The organism is Luteimicrobium sp. NPDC057192 (genome assembly GCF_042670205.1).
Lineage (GTDB): Bacteria > Actinomycetota > Actinomycetes > Actinomycetales > Cellulomonadaceae > Luteimicrobium.
The window spans coordinates 1-17,776 of record NZ_JBHUWD010000043.1; the positions used below are offsets into that span (position 1 = coordinate 1).

Consider the following 17,776-nt stretch of genomic DNA (forward strand, 5'->3'; position numbering starts at 1 on the left):
GGTCGGAACCGGGGCGGCCGTCGTCGTGCGCGGGGACGTCAGATGGTGCGTCCGGCGTTCTCGTCGCCGAGCGCGCCCGGCGTCGTCTTCTGCACCTGGAGCAGGAACTCCACGTTGGACTTGGTGTCCTTGAGCTTGCCGAGGAGGAGCTCGATGGCCTGCTGCTGGTCGAGCGCACCGAGCACGCGGCGCAGCTTGTAGACGATCTGCAGCTCGTCGCGCGGCATGAGGATCTCCTCGCGCCGCGTGCCCGAGCCGTTGACGTCGACGGCCGGGAAGATGCGCTTGTCCGCGAGCGAGCGGGAGAGCCGGAGCTCCATGTTCCCGGTGCCCTTGAACTCCTCGAAGATGATCTCGTCCATCTTCGAGCCGGTCTCCACGAGCGCGGAGCCGAGGATCGTCAGCGAGCCGCCGTTCTCGATGTTGCGCGCCGCGCCGAAGAACTTCTTGGGCGGGTAGAGCGCCGCGGCGTCCACACCACCGGACAGGATGCGGCCCGACGCCGGCGCGGCCAGGTTGTAGGCGCGCGACAGGCGGGTGATCGAGTCGAGCAGCACGACGACGTCCTGGCCGAGCTCCACGAGGCGCTTGGCACGCTCGATGGCGAGCTCGGCGACGATCGTGTGGTCGGACGCGGGGCGGTCGAACGTCGAGGCGATGACCTCGCCCTTGACCGTCCGCTCCATGTCCGTGACCTCTTCAGGCCGCTCGTCGACCAGCACGACCATGAGGTGGACCTCAGGGTTGTTGGTCGTGATCGCGTTCGCGATCTGCTGCATGATGATCGTCTTGCCGGCCTTGGGCGGCGCGACGATGAGGCCGCGCTGGCCCTTGCCGATGGGGGCGACGATGTCGATGACGCGGGGCGTGAGGCGCGTGTTCTCCGGGTTCTCGAGGCGCAGTCGCTCCTGCGGGTACAGCGGCGTCAGCTTGGAGAACTCGGCGCGCTGGCGCGCCTCCTCCGGGGTCTGGCCGTTGACCGTGTCGAGGCGGACCAGGGCGTTGAACTTCTGGCGGTTGCTGGCGCCGCCCTGCTGCTCGCCGTCCCGTGCCTGGCGCACCGCGCCGGTGACCGCGTCACCGCGGCGGAGCCCCGACTTCTTGACCTGGCCGAGCGAGACGTAGACGTCGTTCGGGCCGGGCAGGTAGCCGCTCGTCCGGACGAACGCGTAGTTGTCGAGGATGTCGAGCACACCCGCGACGGGCAGCAGGACGTCGTCCTCGGCGAGCTCGACGTCGTCGAGGCTCGCGAGGTCCGCCGGCGCGCCGCCGCGGCCCGTGCGGCCGCGCTTGTTGCGGTCGCGGTTGCGCTCGCGCGCCCGACGACGGCGGCCGGGCCGCTCGTCGTCCTGCGAGCCGCCGCCCTGGCCTGCGTTGGAGCCGCTGTTGCCGCCGCCCTGCTGGCGCTTCTCGCCGCCCTGGCCGGAGCCCTGGCGGTCGCGCTGGCGCTGCGAGCCGTCGCCCTGGTCGCGGCGCTCGGACTGGCCGGAGCCCGCGTCCTCGCGGCGCTCGGAGCCGTCCCGCTTGACGGGCAGCGTGTCGAGCAGGTCGCTGGTGTCGACGTTGCGCGGTGCGCCGGCGTCGCGGCCGGAGCGGCGCGAACGACGCTCGCCGTTCACGCCCGCGGCGGCGGACGCGGCGCGGGCCGCACGGTCGTCGGTGCTCTCGCCCTCGCCGAGGCGGACCTCGAGCGGACGGCTCGCGGTCTCGGTCAGCGCGGCCGCGACGGCGACGCGCGCCTTGTCGGCGCCGGAGGCCGGCGCGCTACGACGCTCGCGCGGAGCACGCTCGGCGGCCTCGGGCGCCTGGTCGGTGGTGGTGGTCTTCTCCGCGGCGCGGCCGGCGCGACGCGCGGGCGCGTCCTCGGTCCGCGCGGGAGCGCCTGAGCGCGCCGACGAGATGGCGTCGACGAGGTCGCTCTTGCGCATCTTGGAGGTGCCCTTGACGCCGAGCTCGGTCGCGAGCGCCTGCAGCTCGGGCAGGCGGAGCGCGGACAGCGAACCGGATCGGGCGTTGGTGTCAGTCACTGAGGACCCTTCCCCTTGAGTCGTGCCCACCGCTCAGAGGGCGGGCACCGGGTGGTCGGTGTGCGAGCCGCGGTGCGGGCTGCACGGGTGAATCCATGTACCAGGCGTACGGCGACGTGTGCTGGTGCTGGGTGAGGTGAATCCGAAGGCACGGCGACCGTGAACGGCCACATCTCTGCACGCATCTGGCGATCGCGTCGTGTGCGAGGGATCGGCGTCAGTCTAGCACCGGCGCGATGCCGCTCCGGCCATTCCACCGGGGACGACACGCCGTGCGACATGGCGGTGGTCCCGCCGTCAGATCCGCTCGACGGTCGCGCCCTGCGGGGCGATCGCCGGACGCTCGACGCGCCAGCGGCGCAGGTCGATCTCGGACTCGAGGGCGGCGTCCAGGTCGGACACCGCGGACGGCGTCGTGAGGACGAGCGCCGTGGGGCCGGCGCCGGACACGACCGCCGCGAGACCCTGCCGACGTAACGCGTCGACGAGCCGCCATGTTCCCGGCATGACGTCGGCCCGGTACCGCTGGTGCAGCAGGTCGTGCGTCGCGTCGAACAGGACGTCGGGCCTGCGGGTGAGCGCCTCGACCAGGAGGGCGGCCCGGCCCGAGTTCGCGGCGGCGTCGGCGTGCGGGACGTGGGTGGGCAGGACGCCGCGCGCGTGGCTCGTGGCGAGCCGCGTCGTCGGGATCACGACGGTCGCCACCACGTCGGGGTGCACGGCCAGCCGGACGGCGCGGGCCGGCGCCGGTCCGGCGTCGGGCGACGCGCCCGTGGGGTCGGGCGTCCACGCGACGGTCGCGCCGCCGAGGATCGCGGGCGCGGCGTTGTCCGGGTGCCCCTCGAGCTCGGTCGCGAGGGCGAGGACCGTCGCGTCGTCGAGCGCCGACGGGTCAGCGATCAGCCCCCGTGCCGCGACGAGGCCGGCGACCGCCGCCGCTGCCGACGAGCCCAGTCCGCGCCCGTGCGGGATGACGTTGCGGCACACGAGGTGCAGCCCCGGCACGGGCGCGCCGACGGCGTCGAGCCCGACCCGCACCGCGCGCGCCACCAGGTGGCTGGCGTCGCCCGGGACCTCGCCGGCTCCCTCGCCCTCGACCTCGACGACGACGTCCGCGGACGCCAGCAGGCGCACCTCGACCTCGTCGTGGATCGCGAGCGCGAGCCCGAGCGCGTCGAAGCCGGGGCCGAGGTTGGCGCTCGTCGCCGGCACCCGGACCCGGACGTGGTCGGCTCCCAGCCGCATCGCCGTCTCCCCCGCGTCCGGGCCGTTACTCGAGGCCGAGCGCGGCCGCGATGGACATGACGTCCGCACCCACGCGCACCGGCGCGACCTCGGAGCCGTCCGGGGTGCGCAGCGCCCACTGCGGGTCCTTGAGCCCGTGGCCCGTGACGGTCACGACGACGCGCGCCCCCGCGGGGACGTGACCCTGCTCGGCGCGGCGCAGCAGCCCCGCGACGCCTGCGGCAGACGCCGGCTCGACGAACACCCCGACCTCCGCGGACAGGATCCGGTGGGCCGCGAGGATCTCGTCGTCGGACACGGCCTCGATGACGCCGCCCGAGTCGTCGCGCGCGGCCTCGGCCTGCGCCCACGACGCCGGGTTACCGATGCGGATCGCGGTCGCGATGGTCTCGGGCTGGTCGACGGGATGGCCGAGCACGATCGGCGCGGCGCCCGCCGCCTGGAAGCCCCACATGGCGGGTGTGTGCGTGGCGACGGCCGGGAGGTCGCCGCCCGCGGCCTCGAGGAGCTGCCCCGCGTACTCGCGGTAGCCCTTCCAGTACGCGGTGATGTTGCCGGCGTTGCCGACGGGCAGCGCGTGGATGTCGGGGGCGTCGCCGAGCGCGTCGACGACCTCGAACGCTGCGGTCTTCTGGCCCTCGATGCGGTCCGGGTTCACGGAGTTCACGAGCTCGACCGGGTACACCTCGGCGAGCTTGCGGGCCGCGACGAGGCAGTCGTCGAAGTTGCCGTCGACCTGCAGCAGGCGCGCGCCGTGCGCGATCGCCTGGCTGAGCTTGCCCATCGCGATCTTGCCGTCCGGCACGAGGACCGCGCAGGTCATGCCGGCGCGCGTCGCGTACGCGGCGGCCGACGCGGACGTGTTGCCGGTGGACGCGCAGACGACGGCCTTCGCGCCCCGGCCCGCGGCCGCGGAGATCGCCGCCGTCATGCCGCGGTCCTTGAACGACCCGGTCGGGTTCATGCCCTCGACCTTGACGTAGACGTCGGCGCCCGTGCGCTGCGACAGCGCGGGTGCGGCGACGAGCGGCGTGCCGCCCTCACCGAGCGTGACCACGCGCTCGCGCACGTGCTCGGGCAGGCGGTCGGCGTACTCGGTGACGACGCCCCTCCACTGCTGGGCCATCAGACTCCCTCGACTCTCAGGACGGACGTGACCTCGCGGACGGGCGCGAGATCACGGGCGGCGCGCGTCGTCGAGGCGAGCGCCGCCTCGGGCGCGACGTGCGTGGTGATGAGGAGCTCCGCCGAGCCGCCGGGAGCCGTGCGCCCGGGCAGGGTCTCGCTCTCGGTGTCGACGTCGCTACGGTCGCCTTCGGGCACCTGGCGCACCGACTCGATCGACACGCCCTGGCCCGCGAACGTGCTGGCCACCTGCGCGAGCACGCCCGGGCGGTCGTCCACGACGAGCCGCACCTGGTAGCGCGTGAGCGCGGACGCGTGCGGCAGCACCGGCAGGTCGGCGTAGGTCGACTCCTCGGGGCTCTTGCCGCCCAGCACGCGGTGCCGCGCGGCCGACACGACGTCGCCCAGCACGGCCGACGCTGTGGGGGCGCCCCCGGCGCCGCGACCGTAGAACATGAGCTCGCCCGCGGCCTCCGCCTCGACGAAGACCGCGTTGTAGGCGCCGCGGACCCCCGCGAGCGGGTGCCCGAGCGGGACCAGCGCGGGGTGCACGCGCACGGAGACGCCGTCGTCGGTGGCCTCGGCGATCGCGAGGAGCTTGACCGCGTGCCCCGTGCGCTCGGCCCATGCGACGTCGGCCGCCGTCACCGACGTGATGCCCTCGCGGTAGACGTCGTCGAGGTGGACGCGGGTGTGGAACGCGAGGCTCGCGAGGATCGCGGCCTTGGCGGCGGCGTCGTAGCCTTCGACGTCCGCCGTCGGGTCGGCCTCCGCGTAGCCGAGTCCCTGAGCCTCCTTGACGGCGTCCTCGAGGTCGAGGCCGTCCGCGGCCATCCGGTCGAGCACGTAGTTGGTGGTGCCGTTCACGATGCCGAGGACCCGGCGCACCTTGTCGCCCGTGAGCGACTCCCGCATGGGCCGGACGATCGGGATCGCGCCCGCGACGGCCGCCTCGTAGTAGACGTCGACGCCGGCCGCGTCCGCAGCGCGGTAGAGCGTGGGACCGTCCTGTGCCAGGAGCGCCTTGTTCGCGGTGACCACGGACGCGCCGTGCTCGATCGCCCGCAGCAGCAGGCCGCGCGCCGGCTCGACGCCGCCCATGAGCTCGACCACGATGTCCGCGCGGGTGACCAGGTCCTCCGCGTCGTCGGTCAGGAGCCCACGGTCCACGATCGAGTCGCGCGGCGCGTGGACGTTCCGGACCGCCACCCCGACGAGCTCGAGGGGCGCGCCGACCCGAGCTGCGAGATCGTCCGCCTGCTCCGCCAGGAGCCGCACGACCTGCGTGCCGACGACGCCGCACCCCAGCACGGCGACGCGGAGCGGCGAAGGGGCGGGGCGAGGGGGGTGAGAGTCCGGCGGGGCCACGCGCACAGGATACGTGCGCGACCAGCCCCCGGACGCCCGGCGTCCACCGACCGGACCCGCCGCGGTCTCAGCCGGCGAGGGCCGCGCGGAGGAAGGCGCCGCCCCGGTCCGTCGCGGCGACGGCCTCGGGGGCGTCGGCGATCGCCTGGTAGTCGTGGAGCATCCCCTCGCCGACGTCGAGCGTCGCCTTCACGCCTGCGGCGCGCGCGGCGTCGACGAGCCGCTCGGCGTCGGAGTACAGGACCTCCTCGGACCCGACCTGCACGAGCAACGGCGGCAGCCCGTCGAGCCGTGCGAACAGCGGCGAGACGCGCGGGTCCGTGAGGTCGGCGTCGCCCGCGTACCCGGCCGCGATCCGCTGCTGGAACGCGAGCGTGAACAGCGGGTCGCGGTCCTCGCGCTCCGTCATCGACGCACCCGCGCACGTGAGGTCGACGAAGGGCGACATCAGGAGCGCCGCCGCCGGCAGGTCCTCGCCGTCGTCACGCAGCGCGACGAGGAGGGCGGGCACCAGGTTGGCCCCGGCCGAGTCGCCGGCCACCACGACCGACGACGCGGGCACCCCCGAGGCGCGCAGCGCGTCCCACGCCGCACGGACGTCGTCGAGCCCGGCAGGGAACGGGTGCTCCGGAACCAGGCGGTACTCGGGGAAGACGGCGCGCGCGCCGGCCGCGCGGCCGAGGCGAGCGACGAGCTCGGCGTAGCTGTCGACCGAGCCGAGCATGAACCCGCCGCCGTGGACGTAGAACAGCACGTGCTCGTCGCTCGCCCCGGGCGCGTCCACCCACGACGCCGGGACGCCGCCGAGCTCGGTCGGCTCGACGCGCACGTCCGCCGGCGGGGCGAACGGCCGCGGGCCCGGCGCGTAGCTCGCACGTCGCTCCTCGAGCGTCGCGGTGCTCGGCCCGGGACGGCGCTTGTTCTCGCGCGCCTCCGCGATCGTCCGCTCGATGACCTCGCTCGGCATCCTCGTCCCGCCTCTCCGTCGTCCTCGTGCCGCTGCGGCGGCGCCGACGCTACGGCGGGCCACCGACAGAGCCGAGGAACGACGCCGCAGCTCAGCCGAGGTCGAGCGCGAGGAGGTCGTCGACGGTCTCGCGCCGGACCAGCACGCGGGTCCCGCCGTCCAGCACCGCGACCACGGGGGGCCGCGGCAGCAGGTTGTAGTTGGAAGCCATGGACCGCCCGTACGCGCCGGTCGCCGCGACCGCGAGCAGGTCGCCCGCGCGGACGTCGCCCGGGAGCTCGACCTCGTGCACCACGATGTCGCCGCTCTCGCAGTGCTTCCCGACGACGCGCGCCAGCACCGGCGCCGCGTCCGACACGCGGTTGGCGAGCTCGGCGTGGTAGCGCGCGCCGTAGAGCGCGGGGCGGATGTTGTCGCTCATGCCGCCGTCGACGGACACGTACGTCCGGACGAACGTCGCGCCGTCGGCGCCGGTGACCGTGACGGGCTTGACCGTCCCCACCGTGTAGAGCGTGAGCCCGGCCGGTCCGACGATCGCCCGGCCCGGCTCGATCGAGAACCGCGGGAGCGGCGTGCCGAGGCGCGCGGCGATCCCGTCGACGGCGCCCGCGACGTCCTTGGCGACGCGCTCGGGGTCGAGCGCGACCTCGCCGGGCAGGTAGGCGATGCCGTAGCCCCCGCCCAGGTCGACCTCGTCCACGAGCACGCCCGTGGCCTGCGCGAGGTCGGCCCGCAGCTGCAGGACGACGCGCGCGGCGACCTCGAACCCGTCCGGGTCGAGGATCTGGGAGCCGATGTGCGAGTGGATGCCGAGCAGGTGCAGCTCCGGACGCGCGAGCACGGCTCGCAGCGCCACGAACGCCAGGCTCTCGGACCCGTCCGCACCCGGCGCGACCGACAGCCCGAACTTCTGGTCCTCGTGCGCCGTCGAGATGTACTCGTGGCCGCCCGCGTGCACGCCCGTGGTCACCCGCACCATGACGGGGGCGGGGTCGCCACCCCGCGCCGCGACGAGGTCGGCGAGCCGCTCGATCTCGACGAGCGAGTCGACGATGATCCGCCCCACGCCCGCGTCGAGCGCCTGCTCGAGCTCGGCGTCGGACTTGTTGTTGCCGTGCAGCCCGAGCTCCGCTCCGGGCACGCCCGCGCGCAGCGCGACCGCGAGCTCGCCGCCGCTCGCCGTGTCGACGCGCAGCCCCTCCTCGCGCGCCCACCGGGCGACCGCGACAGTGAGCAGCGCCTTGCCCGCGTAGTAGACGTCGACCCCGCTGCCGACCGCGGCGAACGCCTGCTCGAACGCCGTCCGGTACGCCCGGGCGCGGGCGCGGAAGTCCGCCTCGTCGAGCACGTACGACGGCGTCCCCTGCTCGGCCGCGAGGTCCCGCAGGTCGACGCCGCCGACACTGACGGCGCCGTCGGCACCGCGCGCGGCGCCGCGCGACCAGGGCTCGGGCAGCGCGCCCGCGGTCACATCCGCTCCGGCGCGCTGACGCCGAGCAGGCCCAGCCCGTTGACGAGGACCTGGCGGGTCGCGTCGTTGAGCCACAGCCGCGTGCGGTGCAGGTCCGAGACCTCCTCGTCACCGAGCGGCGTGACGCGGGTCGCGGCGTACCAGGAGTGGTAGGCACCGGCGAGCTGCTCGAGGTAGCGCGCGACGCGGTGCGGCTCGCGCAGCTCGGCTGCCTGCGCGACGACGCGCGGGAACTCCGTCAGGACGCCCAGGAGCGCCGACTCGGTCTCGTGGGTGAGCAGCGACGGGTCGAACGCGTCGCGCGTCACGCCGTGCTCGGCGGCGTTCCGGTCCACGGCCGCGGTGCGGGCGTGCGCGTACTGCACGTAGAAGACCGGGTTCTCGTTGGTCGCGCGGGCCAGCAGGTCGAGGTCGAGGTCGATGTTGGTGTCCGTGGACGAGCGGACGAGCGCGTAGCGCGCCGCGTCGACGCCGACCGCGTCCACGAGGTCCTCGAGCGTGATGACCGTGCCCGCGCGCTTCGACATGCGGACCGGCTGGCCGTCCTTGACGAGGTTGACCATCTGGCCGATGAGGAGCTGGAGGTTCTTGCCCGGGGTGTCCCCGAAGGCCGCGCAGACGGCCATCATGCGGCCGACGTACCCGTGGTGGTCGGCGCCGAGCATGATGATGACGTCGTCGAAGCCGCGCTCACGCTTGTCGAGGTAGTACGCGATGTCGCCCGCGATGTAGGCGGCGTCGCCGTCGGACTTGATGACGACGCGGTCCTTGTCGTCGCCGAAGTCCGTCGTGCGCAGCCAGGTCGCGCCGTCCTGCTCGAACATGTGCCCGGCGTCGCGCAGACGCGCGATCGCCTTGTCGACCGCGCCGGACTCGTGCAGCGAGTCCTCGTGGAAGTACACGTCGAAGTCGACGCCGAACTCGTGCAGCGACTGCTTGATCTCGCCGAACATGCGCTCGACGCCGCGCGACCGGAAGACCTCCTGGGCCTCGGCGTCGGGCAGCGCGCGCGGGTCCGGGTCGCCCGCCGCGACGGCGTCGGCGATGACCGCGTTCGCGATGTCCTCGATGTACTGGCCGCCGTAGCCGTCCTCGGGCGCGGGCTCGCCCTTCGCGTTGGCGAGCAGCGAGCGCGCGAACCGGTCGATCTGCACCCCGTGGTCGTTGAAGTAGTACTCGCGGGTCACGTCCGCGCCCGAGGCCTGGAGGATCCGGGCGAGCGAGTCGCCGACGGCGGCCCACCGCACGCCGCCGATGTGGATCGGGCCCGTCGGGTTCGCGGACACGAACTCCAGGTTGATCCGGGTGCCCGCCTCGGCGTCGCCGCGGCCGTAGAGGGGACCGGCCTCGACGACGGCGCGCGCCAGCTCGCCCGCGGCGGCGGCGTCGAGCGTGATGTTGAGGAACCCGGGGCCCGCGACGTCGACCTTCGCGATGCCCTCCGTGGCCGTGAGGCGCCCGGCGAGATCCTCGGCGAGCGCACGCGGGGTGGTGCCGGCCTTCTTCGCGAGCTGCAGCGCGACGTTCGTGGCCCAGTCACCGTGCTCGCGCTGACGGGGTCGCTCGACGTGGACGGTGTCGGGCAGGGCGTCGGCAGGCAGGGCCAGCGTGCCGTCGGCCACCGCGGCGGCCAGGGCAGCGCGCAGCGCTTCGGAGAGCTCGGTGGGGGTCACGGGGTCATACTATCGGCGGGCGTCCTGCCGCCCCGCAGGGTTTCCTGTCCGACGACGCACGGCCGGGCTGGTAGTCTCGTGGCCGTGCCGTTCCCGGTGCCCCTGCGGGCGTCGTGGTGCGCATGATGCGCCCGTAGCTCAGTGGATAGAGCGTCTGCCTCCGGAGCAGAAGGTCGTAGGTTCGAATCCTATCGGGCGCACCCCTGCAAGGCCCCTGACCAGCAGCGATGTCGGTCGGGGGCCTTCGTCGTCTCTCCCCCTCGTGCGCTGCGGGCTCGGGGCCGCGCCCCTACCCTCGGGTCATGGACGTCCTCGGCACGGTCTTCGTCGCGCTCGCCGCGCTGCTGCACCTGTACATCTGGTGGATGGAGTCGGTCGCGTGGCGGCGGCCCGTGTTCTGGCGCCGGTTCGGGCTCGCGTCCCAGGCCGACGCCGACACGACCGCGCCGCTCGCGTACAACCAGGGCTTCTACAACCTGTTCCTCGCGTTGGGGGCGGCGCTCGGCGTGGTCCTGTACTGGTCGGCGTCGCAGGCCGCGGGCTTCGCGCTCGCTCTGTTCTGCGCGGGCAGCATGGTCGCGGCCGCGGGCGTGCTGCTCTCGACAGGGCGCGAGCGCCTGCGGGCCGCCGCGACGCAGGGCACGCTCCCGCTGCTCGGGGCGCTGTTCTTCCTGCTGTCCCTCCCGCTCGGTTGAGCGCACCACGCCCGGGCAGCGACCGGGACCCCCGATGAGTACGGGGCGCCGGCCGGGTCGGACCAGGTGACCACGGCGTCCGACCCTGCGAGGAGCGCACGATGACCGACACCCCCACGACCACCGACGTCCCGGGCCCCCCGGTCGTCGACCGCGCCGCCTGGCGTGACGCGTACGCCGAGCTGCTCGTCCAGGAGAAGGCGCACACCCACGCGGGCGACGCCCTGGCTGCCGCACGCCGACGGATGCCCATGACCGAGCTCCCGGACGTCGCCGTCGAGGGCGACGACGGCCCCACGCCCCTGCTCGACCTGTTCGGTGACCACGACCAGCTCGTCCTCTACAAGCACATGTGGCACGACGGCCAGCCGATCGAGGCGCAGTGCGAGGGGTGCACGCTGACCGTGTGGGACGCGACGCACGACACCCCGTACCTCGAGTCGCGCGGCATCGCGTTCGCGGTGCTGTTCGAGGGTGCGTGGGCCGAGGCGCGCGAGCTGCGCGACTTCATGGGCTACACGGTGCCGTGCTACTCGGTGCGGGGCGTCGACGACCCCCTGCTCGGAACCGGGTTCGGAGAGTTCCTGTTCCTCCTGCGCCGCGACGGCCGCGCGTACCTCACCTACGCGGTCACCGGCCGGGGCACCGAGGCGATGATGTCGTCGATGCAGCTGATCGACCGCACGGTGCACGGGCGCGGCGAGAGCTGGGAGGACTCGCCCGCCGGCTGGCCCCAGGACCACGGCGTCTGCTGGTGGTGGCGCCGGGACGGACGACCCGCCGCGCAGTGGACGCGGCCCGGGGCGACGCCGGTCGACCCCCACGCGCACCACCACCACGGCTGAGAGGGGAGCGCGAGCCCGCCCTAGGTCGCCGGCTCGTCCCGGGGCGCGACCAGCCTCGACTCGTACGCGAACACGACCAGCTGCGCCCGGTCGCGCGCCCCGACCTTCGCCATCGCCCGCGAGACGTGGGTCTTGGCGGTCGCCGGGCTGATGACCATGTGGGCGGCGATCTCGTCGTTGCTCAGCCCCTGCCCGACGAGCGCCACGACCTCCTGCTCCCGGTCGGTGAGCCGGCCGAGGTCCCGCCCGATCGGCACCACGGCCGGCCGTGCCACGTACTCGGCGATGAGCGTGCGGGTCACCGCGGGTGACAGCAGCGCGTCGCCCGCCGTGACCACCCGCAGCGCCTGCAGGACGGCCTCGGGCTCGGTGTCCTTGACGAGGAACCCGCTCGCGCCCGCCCGGAGCGCCGCGAACACGTACTCGTCGAGGCCGTAGTTCGTGAGCACGACGATCCGCACGTCCGCGAGCGCCGGGTCGCCCGCGATCCGGCGGGTGGCCTCGATGCCGTCGAGCACCGGCATCTGGACGTCCATGAGGACGACGTCGGGCCGCAGCTCCCGCGCGAGGGAGGCCGCCTGCTCGCCGTCGCCCGCCTCCCCGACGACCGTGACGTCGTCCTCGGCGTCGAGGAGCGCGCGGATGCCGCTGCGGATGAGGGGCTGGTCGTCGCACAGGAGCACGCGGACCGGCGGGGCGACGGGCACGTCGAGGCCGGTCACGCCCCCGCGCCTCCGTCGGCGACGAGCGCGACGGTCGGCAGCTCGGCGCGGACGCGGAACCCGCCGGCCGGCCCTGGTGCGGCGTCCAGGCGGCCCCCGAGCGCCGTCGTCCGCTCGCGCATCCCCACGAGCCCCCGGCCGGGCCGGACGGGGCCGGGCGTGCCCGCTCCGTCGTCGTCGACCTGGACCGTGAGCGCGTCGCCGCGGTAGTCGAGCAGGACGGTCACGGTCGCAGGACCGGCGTGACGGGCGGCGTTGGTCAGCGCCTCCTGCACGATCCGGAAGGCCGCGGCGTCGACGTGCGGGGGCACGGGCCGTTCCCGGCCGGTCACCGACACGCGCGTCGGGAGCCCCGCGGCGTTGGTCCGGCTCACGAGGCCCGGCAGGTCGGCGAGCCCGTGCCCTGCCGCCTGGTCGGGGCTGCGCAGGGTCGCGAGCGTGTCCCGCAGCTCGCGCATCGCCTCCCCCGCGGCCTCCTGGATCGCGACGATCGACTCGGGCACCTCCTCGCCGCGCTTGCGGGCCAGGTGGGTCGCGACGTTCGCCTGGATCGAGACGACCGAGATCGAGTGCGTGAGCGAGTCGTGCAGCTCCCGGGCGATCCGCAGGCGCTCCTCGACCGCGAGCCTCCGTGCGAACTCCTCCTGGGTCCGCTCGGCCTGCTCGGCCCGTTTCACGACCTCGTGGACGTGCATCTTCCACTGGTGGAACGCCGCCGCGAACGCCGCCGCGGACACCAGCCACCCGACGGCGTAGAAGCGCCTCCAGCCTCGATCGGTACGCACCCGGGCATCGTAGGCACCGCCACCGCACGACGGCGTCCCCTGGCGGGAGTACGTGCGGCGTACCCCCGGGGAGGTAGTCCGTCCCGTCCCGTGGTGCCCGCGCGGCAGCGACAAGTCGGCACCCTCGCCCGACGACGCGGCACCCCCGTACGTCACACCCTGGCGGGGTTGGTCGTCGACCGAGACGTCAGCACCCAGGAACAGCACCGCGATGGAGGAGTCATGTCCGAGCCCGGCACGGCGACCGCAGCGCCGTCGTCCCCCACGTCCAGACCGTCAAGCCCCGTGGCGACCGCCGCCGGCCCCTCGCTCGCGGCGCACCCGCAGCGGTGGGCCGCGCTCGCGGTCCTCGCCACGGCCCAGCTCATGATCCTGCTCGACAGCTCGATCATGAACATCGCCCTGCCGTCCGCCGCCCGCGACCTCGGGATCAGCGACGCCGACCGGCAGTGGGCGATCACCGCGTACACGCTCGCGTTCGGCGGCCTGCTGCTGCTCGGCGGGCGCGTCGCCGACTTCGTGGGTCGCAAGCGCGCGCTCGTGATCGCGCTGATCGGCTTCGCCGGGGCCTCCGCGATCGGGGGCGCCGCGACCAGCGGCAGCATGCTCTTCGCGGCCCGTGCCCTGCAGGGCGCGTTCGGCGCGCTCCTCGCCCCGGCCGCGCTGTCGCTCATCACCGTCATGTTCGTCTCGACGCGCGAGCGGGCGCGGGCGTTCAGCGTGTTCGGGGCGGTCTCCGGTGCAGGCGGCGCGATCGGCCTGCTCGCCGGAGGCGCACTCACCGAGTACCTCGACTGGCGCTGGTGCCTGTACGTCAACGCGCCCATCGCCGTCGTCGCCGCGTTCTTCGCCCTGCGGCTCGTGCCCGAGTCCAAGGCGCAGGGCGCGAGGCGCCTCGACGTCCCCGGTGCCGTGCTCGCCACGGGCGGCCTCGTCTCCCTCGTCTACGCGTTCACGCACGCCGCGAAGCAGACGACCGGCGCCGACGGCCTGCCGTCCACGGTGGGCTGGGGCGACCCGACCGTCGTCACGCTGCTCGCCGTGGCCGTCGCGGCGCTCGTGGCGTTCGTCGTCCTCGAGACGCGGACGAAGAACCCGCTGCTGCCGATGCGCGTCGTCCTCGACCGCAACCGCGGCGGGTCCTACCTCGTGTTCCTGCTGCTGGGCGCGGGCCTCTTCGCGATGTTCCTGTTCATGACCCTCTACTTCCAGGTCGTCCTGGGCTGGACGCCGCTCAAGGCCGGCTTCGGGTTCCTGCCGTTCGCGCTCGCGGTCATCGCGTCCGCGGGGCTCGTCGCGCGCCTCCTGCCGCGCGTCGGACCGCGCCCGCTGCTCGTCACCGGGCTCGCGATGGCGAGCGCGGGGATGCTGCTGCTCGTCCGGACCACGCCCGACTCGTCCTACGCGGGCACGATCCTGCCGTCCGCGCTGATCATCGGTGCGGGTCTCGCGATGGTGTTCGTCCCGGCGTCGTCGACGGCGCTGCTCGGGGTCAAGGAACACGACGCGGGCGTCGCGTCGGCGGTGCTCAACACCGCGCAGCAGGTGGGCGGGTCGCTCGGGCTCGCGCTGCTCAACACGATCGCGATCGGCGCGTTCACCGGGAAGCTCACCGACCTCGTCGCGACCGGCGCCGACCCCCGGTCCGTCGCGGTCCAGGCGACGGCGCAGGTGCACGGGTACCACGTCGCGTACGTGTGGGGCGCAGCGTTCTTCGCGGCCGCGCTGCTCGTCTCGCTGGTCGTCATGACCGCGAGCCGCAGGAGCATGCCGGCCGAGGAGGCCGAGGAGGCGGGCGAGCCGGCCGCCGCGGCCGCCGTCGCCTGACACGCCCCTCCTCCCGGCGGGATACCGGGATCCGGCCGAGATACCGAGGATGGATCGGTACCTCGGCCGGATCCCGGTATCTCGGCCGGACTCGAGGGGGTGGGCCGGGAGTGCGAGTGCGGAGGGGGTCAGCGGGCCGACCGCTGCCACAGCCCCTTGACGTACGACGCCTGGCCGAGGTGCTGGGTCGCGTCCCCGACGACGCTCACGAGCCGCACCCCCAGCGTCACCGGCGGGTCCCAGCCCTCGTCGACGACCCGGTCCAGGTCGCCGTCGGCCAGCGTGGCGACGTACGCGAGCGCCGCCTCCTGCGTCGCGTCGACGTACCCGCGCAGCAGCTCCCCCGTCACCCGGACGCTGCCCACCTCGTCCGGGGACTGTCCGTACCCGGTCGCGGCGTCGTCGAACGGGAGCGCGAACCGGGCGGCCCAGCCGCCCGACGTCCACACCTCGTCGGCGCCGGCGACGTCGGCGACCTGCGCGTCGACGCCGCGCCCGATGTGCCACACCAGCCAGGCCACGGTGTTGGCGCGCGGGTCGGGGCGCCACACGAGGGCGTCGTCGTCGAGGCCGTCGAGGAGGCGCGCCACGCCGTCCCCGACGCGGGAGAACGCATCGGTCAGGATGTCCGTCGATCGCATACGGCCAGTCTGCGACGTCACCCCCGGCTTGTCAGACGCTGGAGCACGTCTTCGGGGACGGGAGTCCGACGACTCGGGGAACGGGCGCGCTAGGGTCGAGGCGTGAGCGACTCCGGCTACGGCGACTTCGAGTTCGAGCGCCGCTTCGTCGCGCGCGACGTGCCCCGCGAGCTCCTGGACGAGAACCCGCCCACCCTCATCGTCCAGAGCTACTACCTCGCCGACGACGGCTACGCCCTGCGCCTGCGTGTGCAGTCGTCCACGGCGCGGGCCCGGCTCGACGGCCGGTCGGACGCCGTCGCGGTGCTCGACGAGCACGCCGACGCGTTCGACTTCTGCGCGCTCACCGCGAAGGGCCCGACGGTCGGAGGGACCCGCTACGAGGCGGAGCGCGAGCTCGACGTGAGCGTCGGCGTGGAGATGGTCCGGCGCGGCGGCCGGCGCATCGTCAAGAACCGGCACGCCGTCTGGCTCGGCGCCGACGGCTGGGTCGTCGACGTGTTCGGCGGGGAGAACCACCCGCTCGTCGTCGCGGAGTGCGAGCGCTCGGGGCCGGTCGTCGACCTCCAGATCCCGTCGTTCTGCGTCACCGAGGTCACCGACGACCACCGGTTCGCCAACGACGCGCTCGTGCACGAGCCGTTCTCGCGCTGGGCACCCGAGTTCGAGCGCGAGCTGGAGACGGAGGGACCCCGGTTCCTCCAGGGGTTCGGACGCAACCAGGCGCTCCCTGGCGACCCGCACTGACGGCGCCGTCGAGCGACGCCGGACGATCCGACCGGGCTCGGGCGGGCAACCGGTCAGCCGCGGGGAGCGGTCAGAGCACGCCCATCTTGGTGGTCAGCGGCATGTAGTTGAAGTGCCACGGCTCGTACGACCCGCCGCCGCCCGCGCGGGCCCAGGTCGGGTTGTCCCAGCCGTACGTCGGGCCGTTCGCGCGGAGCCACTGGTACACCTCGGCGTTGCCCGTCTCGCTCGAGCAGAAGTCGACGGCGAGGCCCAGGCCGTGGTTCGACGTGCCGGGCTCGGCCGCGTACCCGGCACGCGTCCGCGCGAGCGTGTACTGCTCGGCGATGGGCCGGTACGCCGCGACGAGGCACATGTTCCGGCCGAAGCGGGCCTTGAACGCGTCGTTCATGGCGGTGATGGCCGTCGCCGCGGGGTTGGCGAGGTAGAAGCCCTTCTGCCACAGCTCGCACAGCTGGCTGGACGGGAGCTGCCCGTTGACCCCCGTGGGCTCGACCGACGGGTCGCAGTCGGCGATGCTGTCGCGGGTCTCGCTGCGGCTCGCCGCCTGCGCGCGCTCGGCGCCGTCGCCGAGCGAGCGGATGCTGTCGGGGAGCTTCGTCGTCGTGCCGGACGCCGACACCGCGTCGAGCAGGCTCGGCCCTTCGGGACGACCGCCGTTCTCGACCGCGTTGTCGCCCGTGGCGGCGCCGGTCAAGGGGACCGCGATCGTCGCGACCGCGAGCGAGGTGAGGACCGCGACGCGCGGCACCCAGCGCGGACGGTCGCCGCCCGTGCGCGGCTCGCCCGCGGCGTCGGCAGGACCGGCGGGGCGGCCGCCGTCCGCGGGGCCGTCGGGCTCCGCGGAGGGCTCCATGAACAGGGCCTCGAGCTCGGCCGTCAGCACGTGCGGCCGGGCGTCGTCCTGCTCGAGGGCGGGTGCACCCTGCAGCGGGTGCTCGTGCACCACGTCGGCCGCGTGCTCGGGGCAGGTCGGGCCGACGACGGACGGCGCCGCCACCGCGGGCACGGGCACGGACGCCGGGACCGCCCGGCCGGTGCCGGTGACCTCGACGGACGTGACGCGCGAGACCTGCGGGCCGTGGTGCGCGAAGCCGGCGGCCGGCCACGGGTTCGCCACGGGCGCGGGCCCGCGGTTGGGGCCGAGCTCGCCGCGCGGCGCCGCGTCGGCCGCCTGCGACGCCGGGTCGCCCGTGGCGACGAGCATCTCGCGGCGCTGGCGGCGGGTCAGGTAGGGAGCCGAGTCCTCCGCGGTGCGCTCGGGAGCGACGGCGGCCGTCGCGCGCGGAGCGAGCGCGCTCGTCCGGGAGACCGCCGGAGACGGACGGGAGAGGACGGGCGCCGCGTCGTGGACGGGCGGCGACGGAGGAACGTGCACCGCCGGCGCAGCCTGCGCGCGAAGAGCCGCCTCACGGCGCTCGCGGCGGGTCAGCAGCGGGGGCGACGACGTCGCGGCTTCCACGACACCTCCGTGGTCTTTGGTCGGACGGAACGACGGGTACTCCGGTGGCGCTCGCCCCACCTGGAGGAGTCCCTCCGGGGCGGACGGCCCCCGCGCCGCGGACAGCCTACGCGATCACGGAACGATAACGGAAGCGCCCGTGACGAACCGGTGCACGCACGGCGTCGGAAGGGTGT

15 protein-coding genes and 1 tRNA gene are annotated in these 17,776 nt (G+C 74.5%); 5 read left to right on the forward strand and 11 right to left on the reverse strand.

Features of this window, described 5'->3' with window-relative positions; genetic code table 11:
* Nucleotides 1-38: 38 nt before the first annotated feature.
* From rho to argS, 7 genes are all read right to left on the reverse strand, one after another.
* On the reverse strand, nt 39-2,027 hold the full coding sequence (gene rho / locus ACFT5B_RS17165) for a transcription termination factor Rho (RefSeq protein WP_386800390.1): 1,989 nt from the start codon (nt 2,025-2,027) through the stop codon (nt 39-41).
* 297 nt (nt 2,028-2,324) lie between these two features.
* Nucleotides 2,325-3,272 carry a homoserine kinase gene (gene thrB / locus ACFT5B_RS17170; protein ID WP_386800391.1) on the reverse strand — a complete coding sequence of 316 codons (948 nt, stop codon included), beginning with the start codon at nt 3,270-3,272 and terminating at the stop codon, nt 2,325-2,327.
* Between the two features lie 25 nt (nt 3,273-3,297).
* On the reverse strand, nt 3,298-4,398 hold the full coding sequence (gene thrC, locus ACFT5B_RS17175; protein ID WP_386800392.1) for a threonine synthase: 1,101 nt from the start codon (nt 4,396-4,398) through the stop codon (nt 3,298-3,300).
* Nucleotides 4,398-5,765, reverse strand: a complete 1,368-nt coding sequence (locus tag ACFT5B_RS17180) for a homoserine dehydrogenase (RefSeq protein ID WP_386800393.1) — start codon at nt 5,763-5,765, stop codon at nt 4,398-4,400. The genes thrC and ACFT5B_RS17180 overlap by 1 nt, the downstream gene beginning before the upstream one ends.
* Nucleotides 5,766-5,832: 67 nt before the next feature.
* Nucleotides 5,833-6,732: an alpha/beta hydrolase gene (locus ACFT5B_RS17185; RefSeq protein ID WP_386800394.1), complete on the reverse strand. Its 900-nt coding sequence runs from the start codon at nt 6,730-6,732 to the stop codon at nt 5,833-5,835.
* Nucleotides 6,733-6,823: 91 nt separating this feature from the next.
* Nucleotides 6,824-8,203, reverse strand: a complete 1,380-nt coding sequence (lysA, locus tag ACFT5B_RS17190) for a diaminopimelate decarboxylase (protein WP_386800395.1) — start codon at nt 8,201-8,203, stop codon at nt 6,824-6,826.
* Complete coding sequence (gene argS, locus ACFT5B_RS17195) at nt 8,200-9,876, reverse strand: arginine--tRNA ligase (protein WP_386800396.1); 1,677 nt, start codon at nt 9,874-9,876, stop codon at nt 8,200-8,202. Before argS ends, lysA begins: the two co-directional genes overlap by 4 nt.
* A 127-nt stretch (nt 9,877-10,003) precedes the next feature.
* Between argS and ACFT5B_RS17200 the strand changes: the two genes are divergently transcribed.
* The 3 genes from ACFT5B_RS17200 to ACFT5B_RS17210 all read left to right on the forward strand — a co-directional run bounded on the left by ACFT5B_RS17200 (nt 10,004) and on the right by ACFT5B_RS17210 (nt 11,416).
* Nucleotides 10,004-10,076 (forward strand) — tRNA-Arg (locus ACFT5B_RS17200).
* A gap of 102 nt (nt 10,077-10,178) precedes the next feature.
* The gene (locus ACFT5B_RS17205) at nt 10,179-10,571 is read left to right on the forward strand and encodes a DUF1304 domain-containing protein (RefSeq protein WP_386800397.1); all 393 of its coding nucleotides are present in this window, start codon (nt 10,179-10,181) and stop codon (nt 10,569-10,571) included.
* 101 nt (nt 10,572-10,672) lie between these two features.
* Nucleotides 10,673-11,416 carry a DUF899 family protein gene (locus ACFT5B_RS17210; protein WP_386800398.1) on the forward strand — a complete coding sequence of 248 codons (744 nt, stop codon included), beginning with the start codon at nt 10,673-10,675 and terminating at the stop codon, nt 11,414-11,416.
* 20 nt (nt 11,417-11,436) lie between these two features.
* Here ACFT5B_RS17210 and ACFT5B_RS17215 read toward each other — a convergent pair whose 3' ends face one another.
* Together ACFT5B_RS17215 and ACFT5B_RS17220 are read right to left on the reverse strand one after the other, a co-directional pair.
* Complete coding sequence (locus tag ACFT5B_RS17215; protein WP_386800399.1) at nt 11,437-12,138, reverse strand: response regulator; 702 nt, start codon at nt 12,136-12,138, stop codon at nt 11,437-11,439.
* The gene (locus ACFT5B_RS17220; RefSeq protein ID WP_386800400.1) at nt 12,135-12,923 is read right to left on the reverse strand and encodes a sensor histidine kinase; all 789 of its coding nucleotides are present in this window, start codon (nt 12,921-12,923) and stop codon (nt 12,135-12,137) included. The genes ACFT5B_RS17215 and ACFT5B_RS17220 overlap by 4 nt, the downstream gene beginning before the upstream one ends.
* Nucleotides 12,924-13,208: 285 nt before the next feature.
* Between ACFT5B_RS17220 and ACFT5B_RS17225 the strand changes: the two genes are divergently transcribed.
* Nucleotides 13,209-14,750, forward strand: a complete 1,542-nt coding sequence (locus tag ACFT5B_RS17225; protein ID WP_386800401.1) for an MFS transporter — start codon at nt 13,209-13,211, stop codon at nt 14,748-14,750.
* Nucleotides 14,751-14,878: 128 nt separating this feature from the next.
* Here the strand turns inward: ACFT5B_RS17225 and ACFT5B_RS17230 are convergent, their stop codons facing one another.
* The gene (locus ACFT5B_RS17230) at nt 14,879-15,391 is read right to left on the reverse strand and encodes a DinB family protein (RefSeq protein WP_386800402.1); all 513 of its coding nucleotides are present in this window, start codon (nt 15,389-15,391) and stop codon (nt 14,879-14,881) included.
* A gap of 102 nt (nt 15,392-15,493) precedes the next feature.
* Here ACFT5B_RS17230 and ACFT5B_RS17235 point away from each other — a divergent pair, with 102 nt between their 5' ends.
* A complete protein-coding gene (locus ACFT5B_RS17235) occupies nt 15,494-16,138 on the forward strand; it encodes a CYTH domain-containing protein (protein ID WP_386800403.1) in 645 nt (214 codons plus the stop codon).
* 70 nt (nt 16,139-16,208) lie between these two features.
* On the opposite strand, the gene ACFT5B_RS17240 is transcribed toward ACFT5B_RS17235, so the two are convergent.
* The gene (locus ACFT5B_RS17240; protein ID WP_386800404.1) at nt 16,209-17,600 is read right to left on the reverse strand and encodes a D-alanyl-D-alanine carboxypeptidase family protein; all 1,392 of its coding nucleotides are present in this window, start codon (nt 17,598-17,600) and stop codon (nt 16,209-16,211) included.
* Nucleotides 17,601-17,776: the final 176 nt, after the last annotated feature.

What these genes read in the sequence shown, in the direction of transcription:
- ACFT5B_RS17205 (WP_386800397.1), top strand. Translation starts at nt 10,179, where the DNA reads ATGGACGTCCTCGGCACGGTCTTCGTCGCGCTCGCCGCGCTGCTGCAC.
- thrC (WP_386800392.1), bottom strand. Translation starts at nt 4,398, where the DNA reads ATGGCCCAGCAGTGGAGGGGCGTCGTCACCGAGTACGCCGACCGCCTG.
- thrB (WP_386800391.1), bottom strand. Translation starts at nt 3,272, where the DNA reads ATGCGGCTGGGAGCCGACCACGTCCGGGTCCGGGTGCCGGCGACGAGC.
- ACFT5B_RS17230 (WP_386800402.1), bottom strand. Translation starts at nt 15,391, where the DNA reads ATGCGATCGACGGACATCCTGACCGATGCGTTCTCCCGCGTCGGGGAC.
- ACFT5B_RS17185 (WP_386800394.1), bottom strand. Translation starts at nt 6,732, where the DNA reads ATGCCGAGCGAGGTCATCGAGCGGACGATCGCGGAGGCGCGCGAGAAC.
- ACFT5B_RS17210 (WP_386800398.1), top strand. Translation starts at nt 10,673, where the DNA reads ATGACCGACACCCCCACGACCACCGACGTCCCGGGCCCCCCGGTCGTC.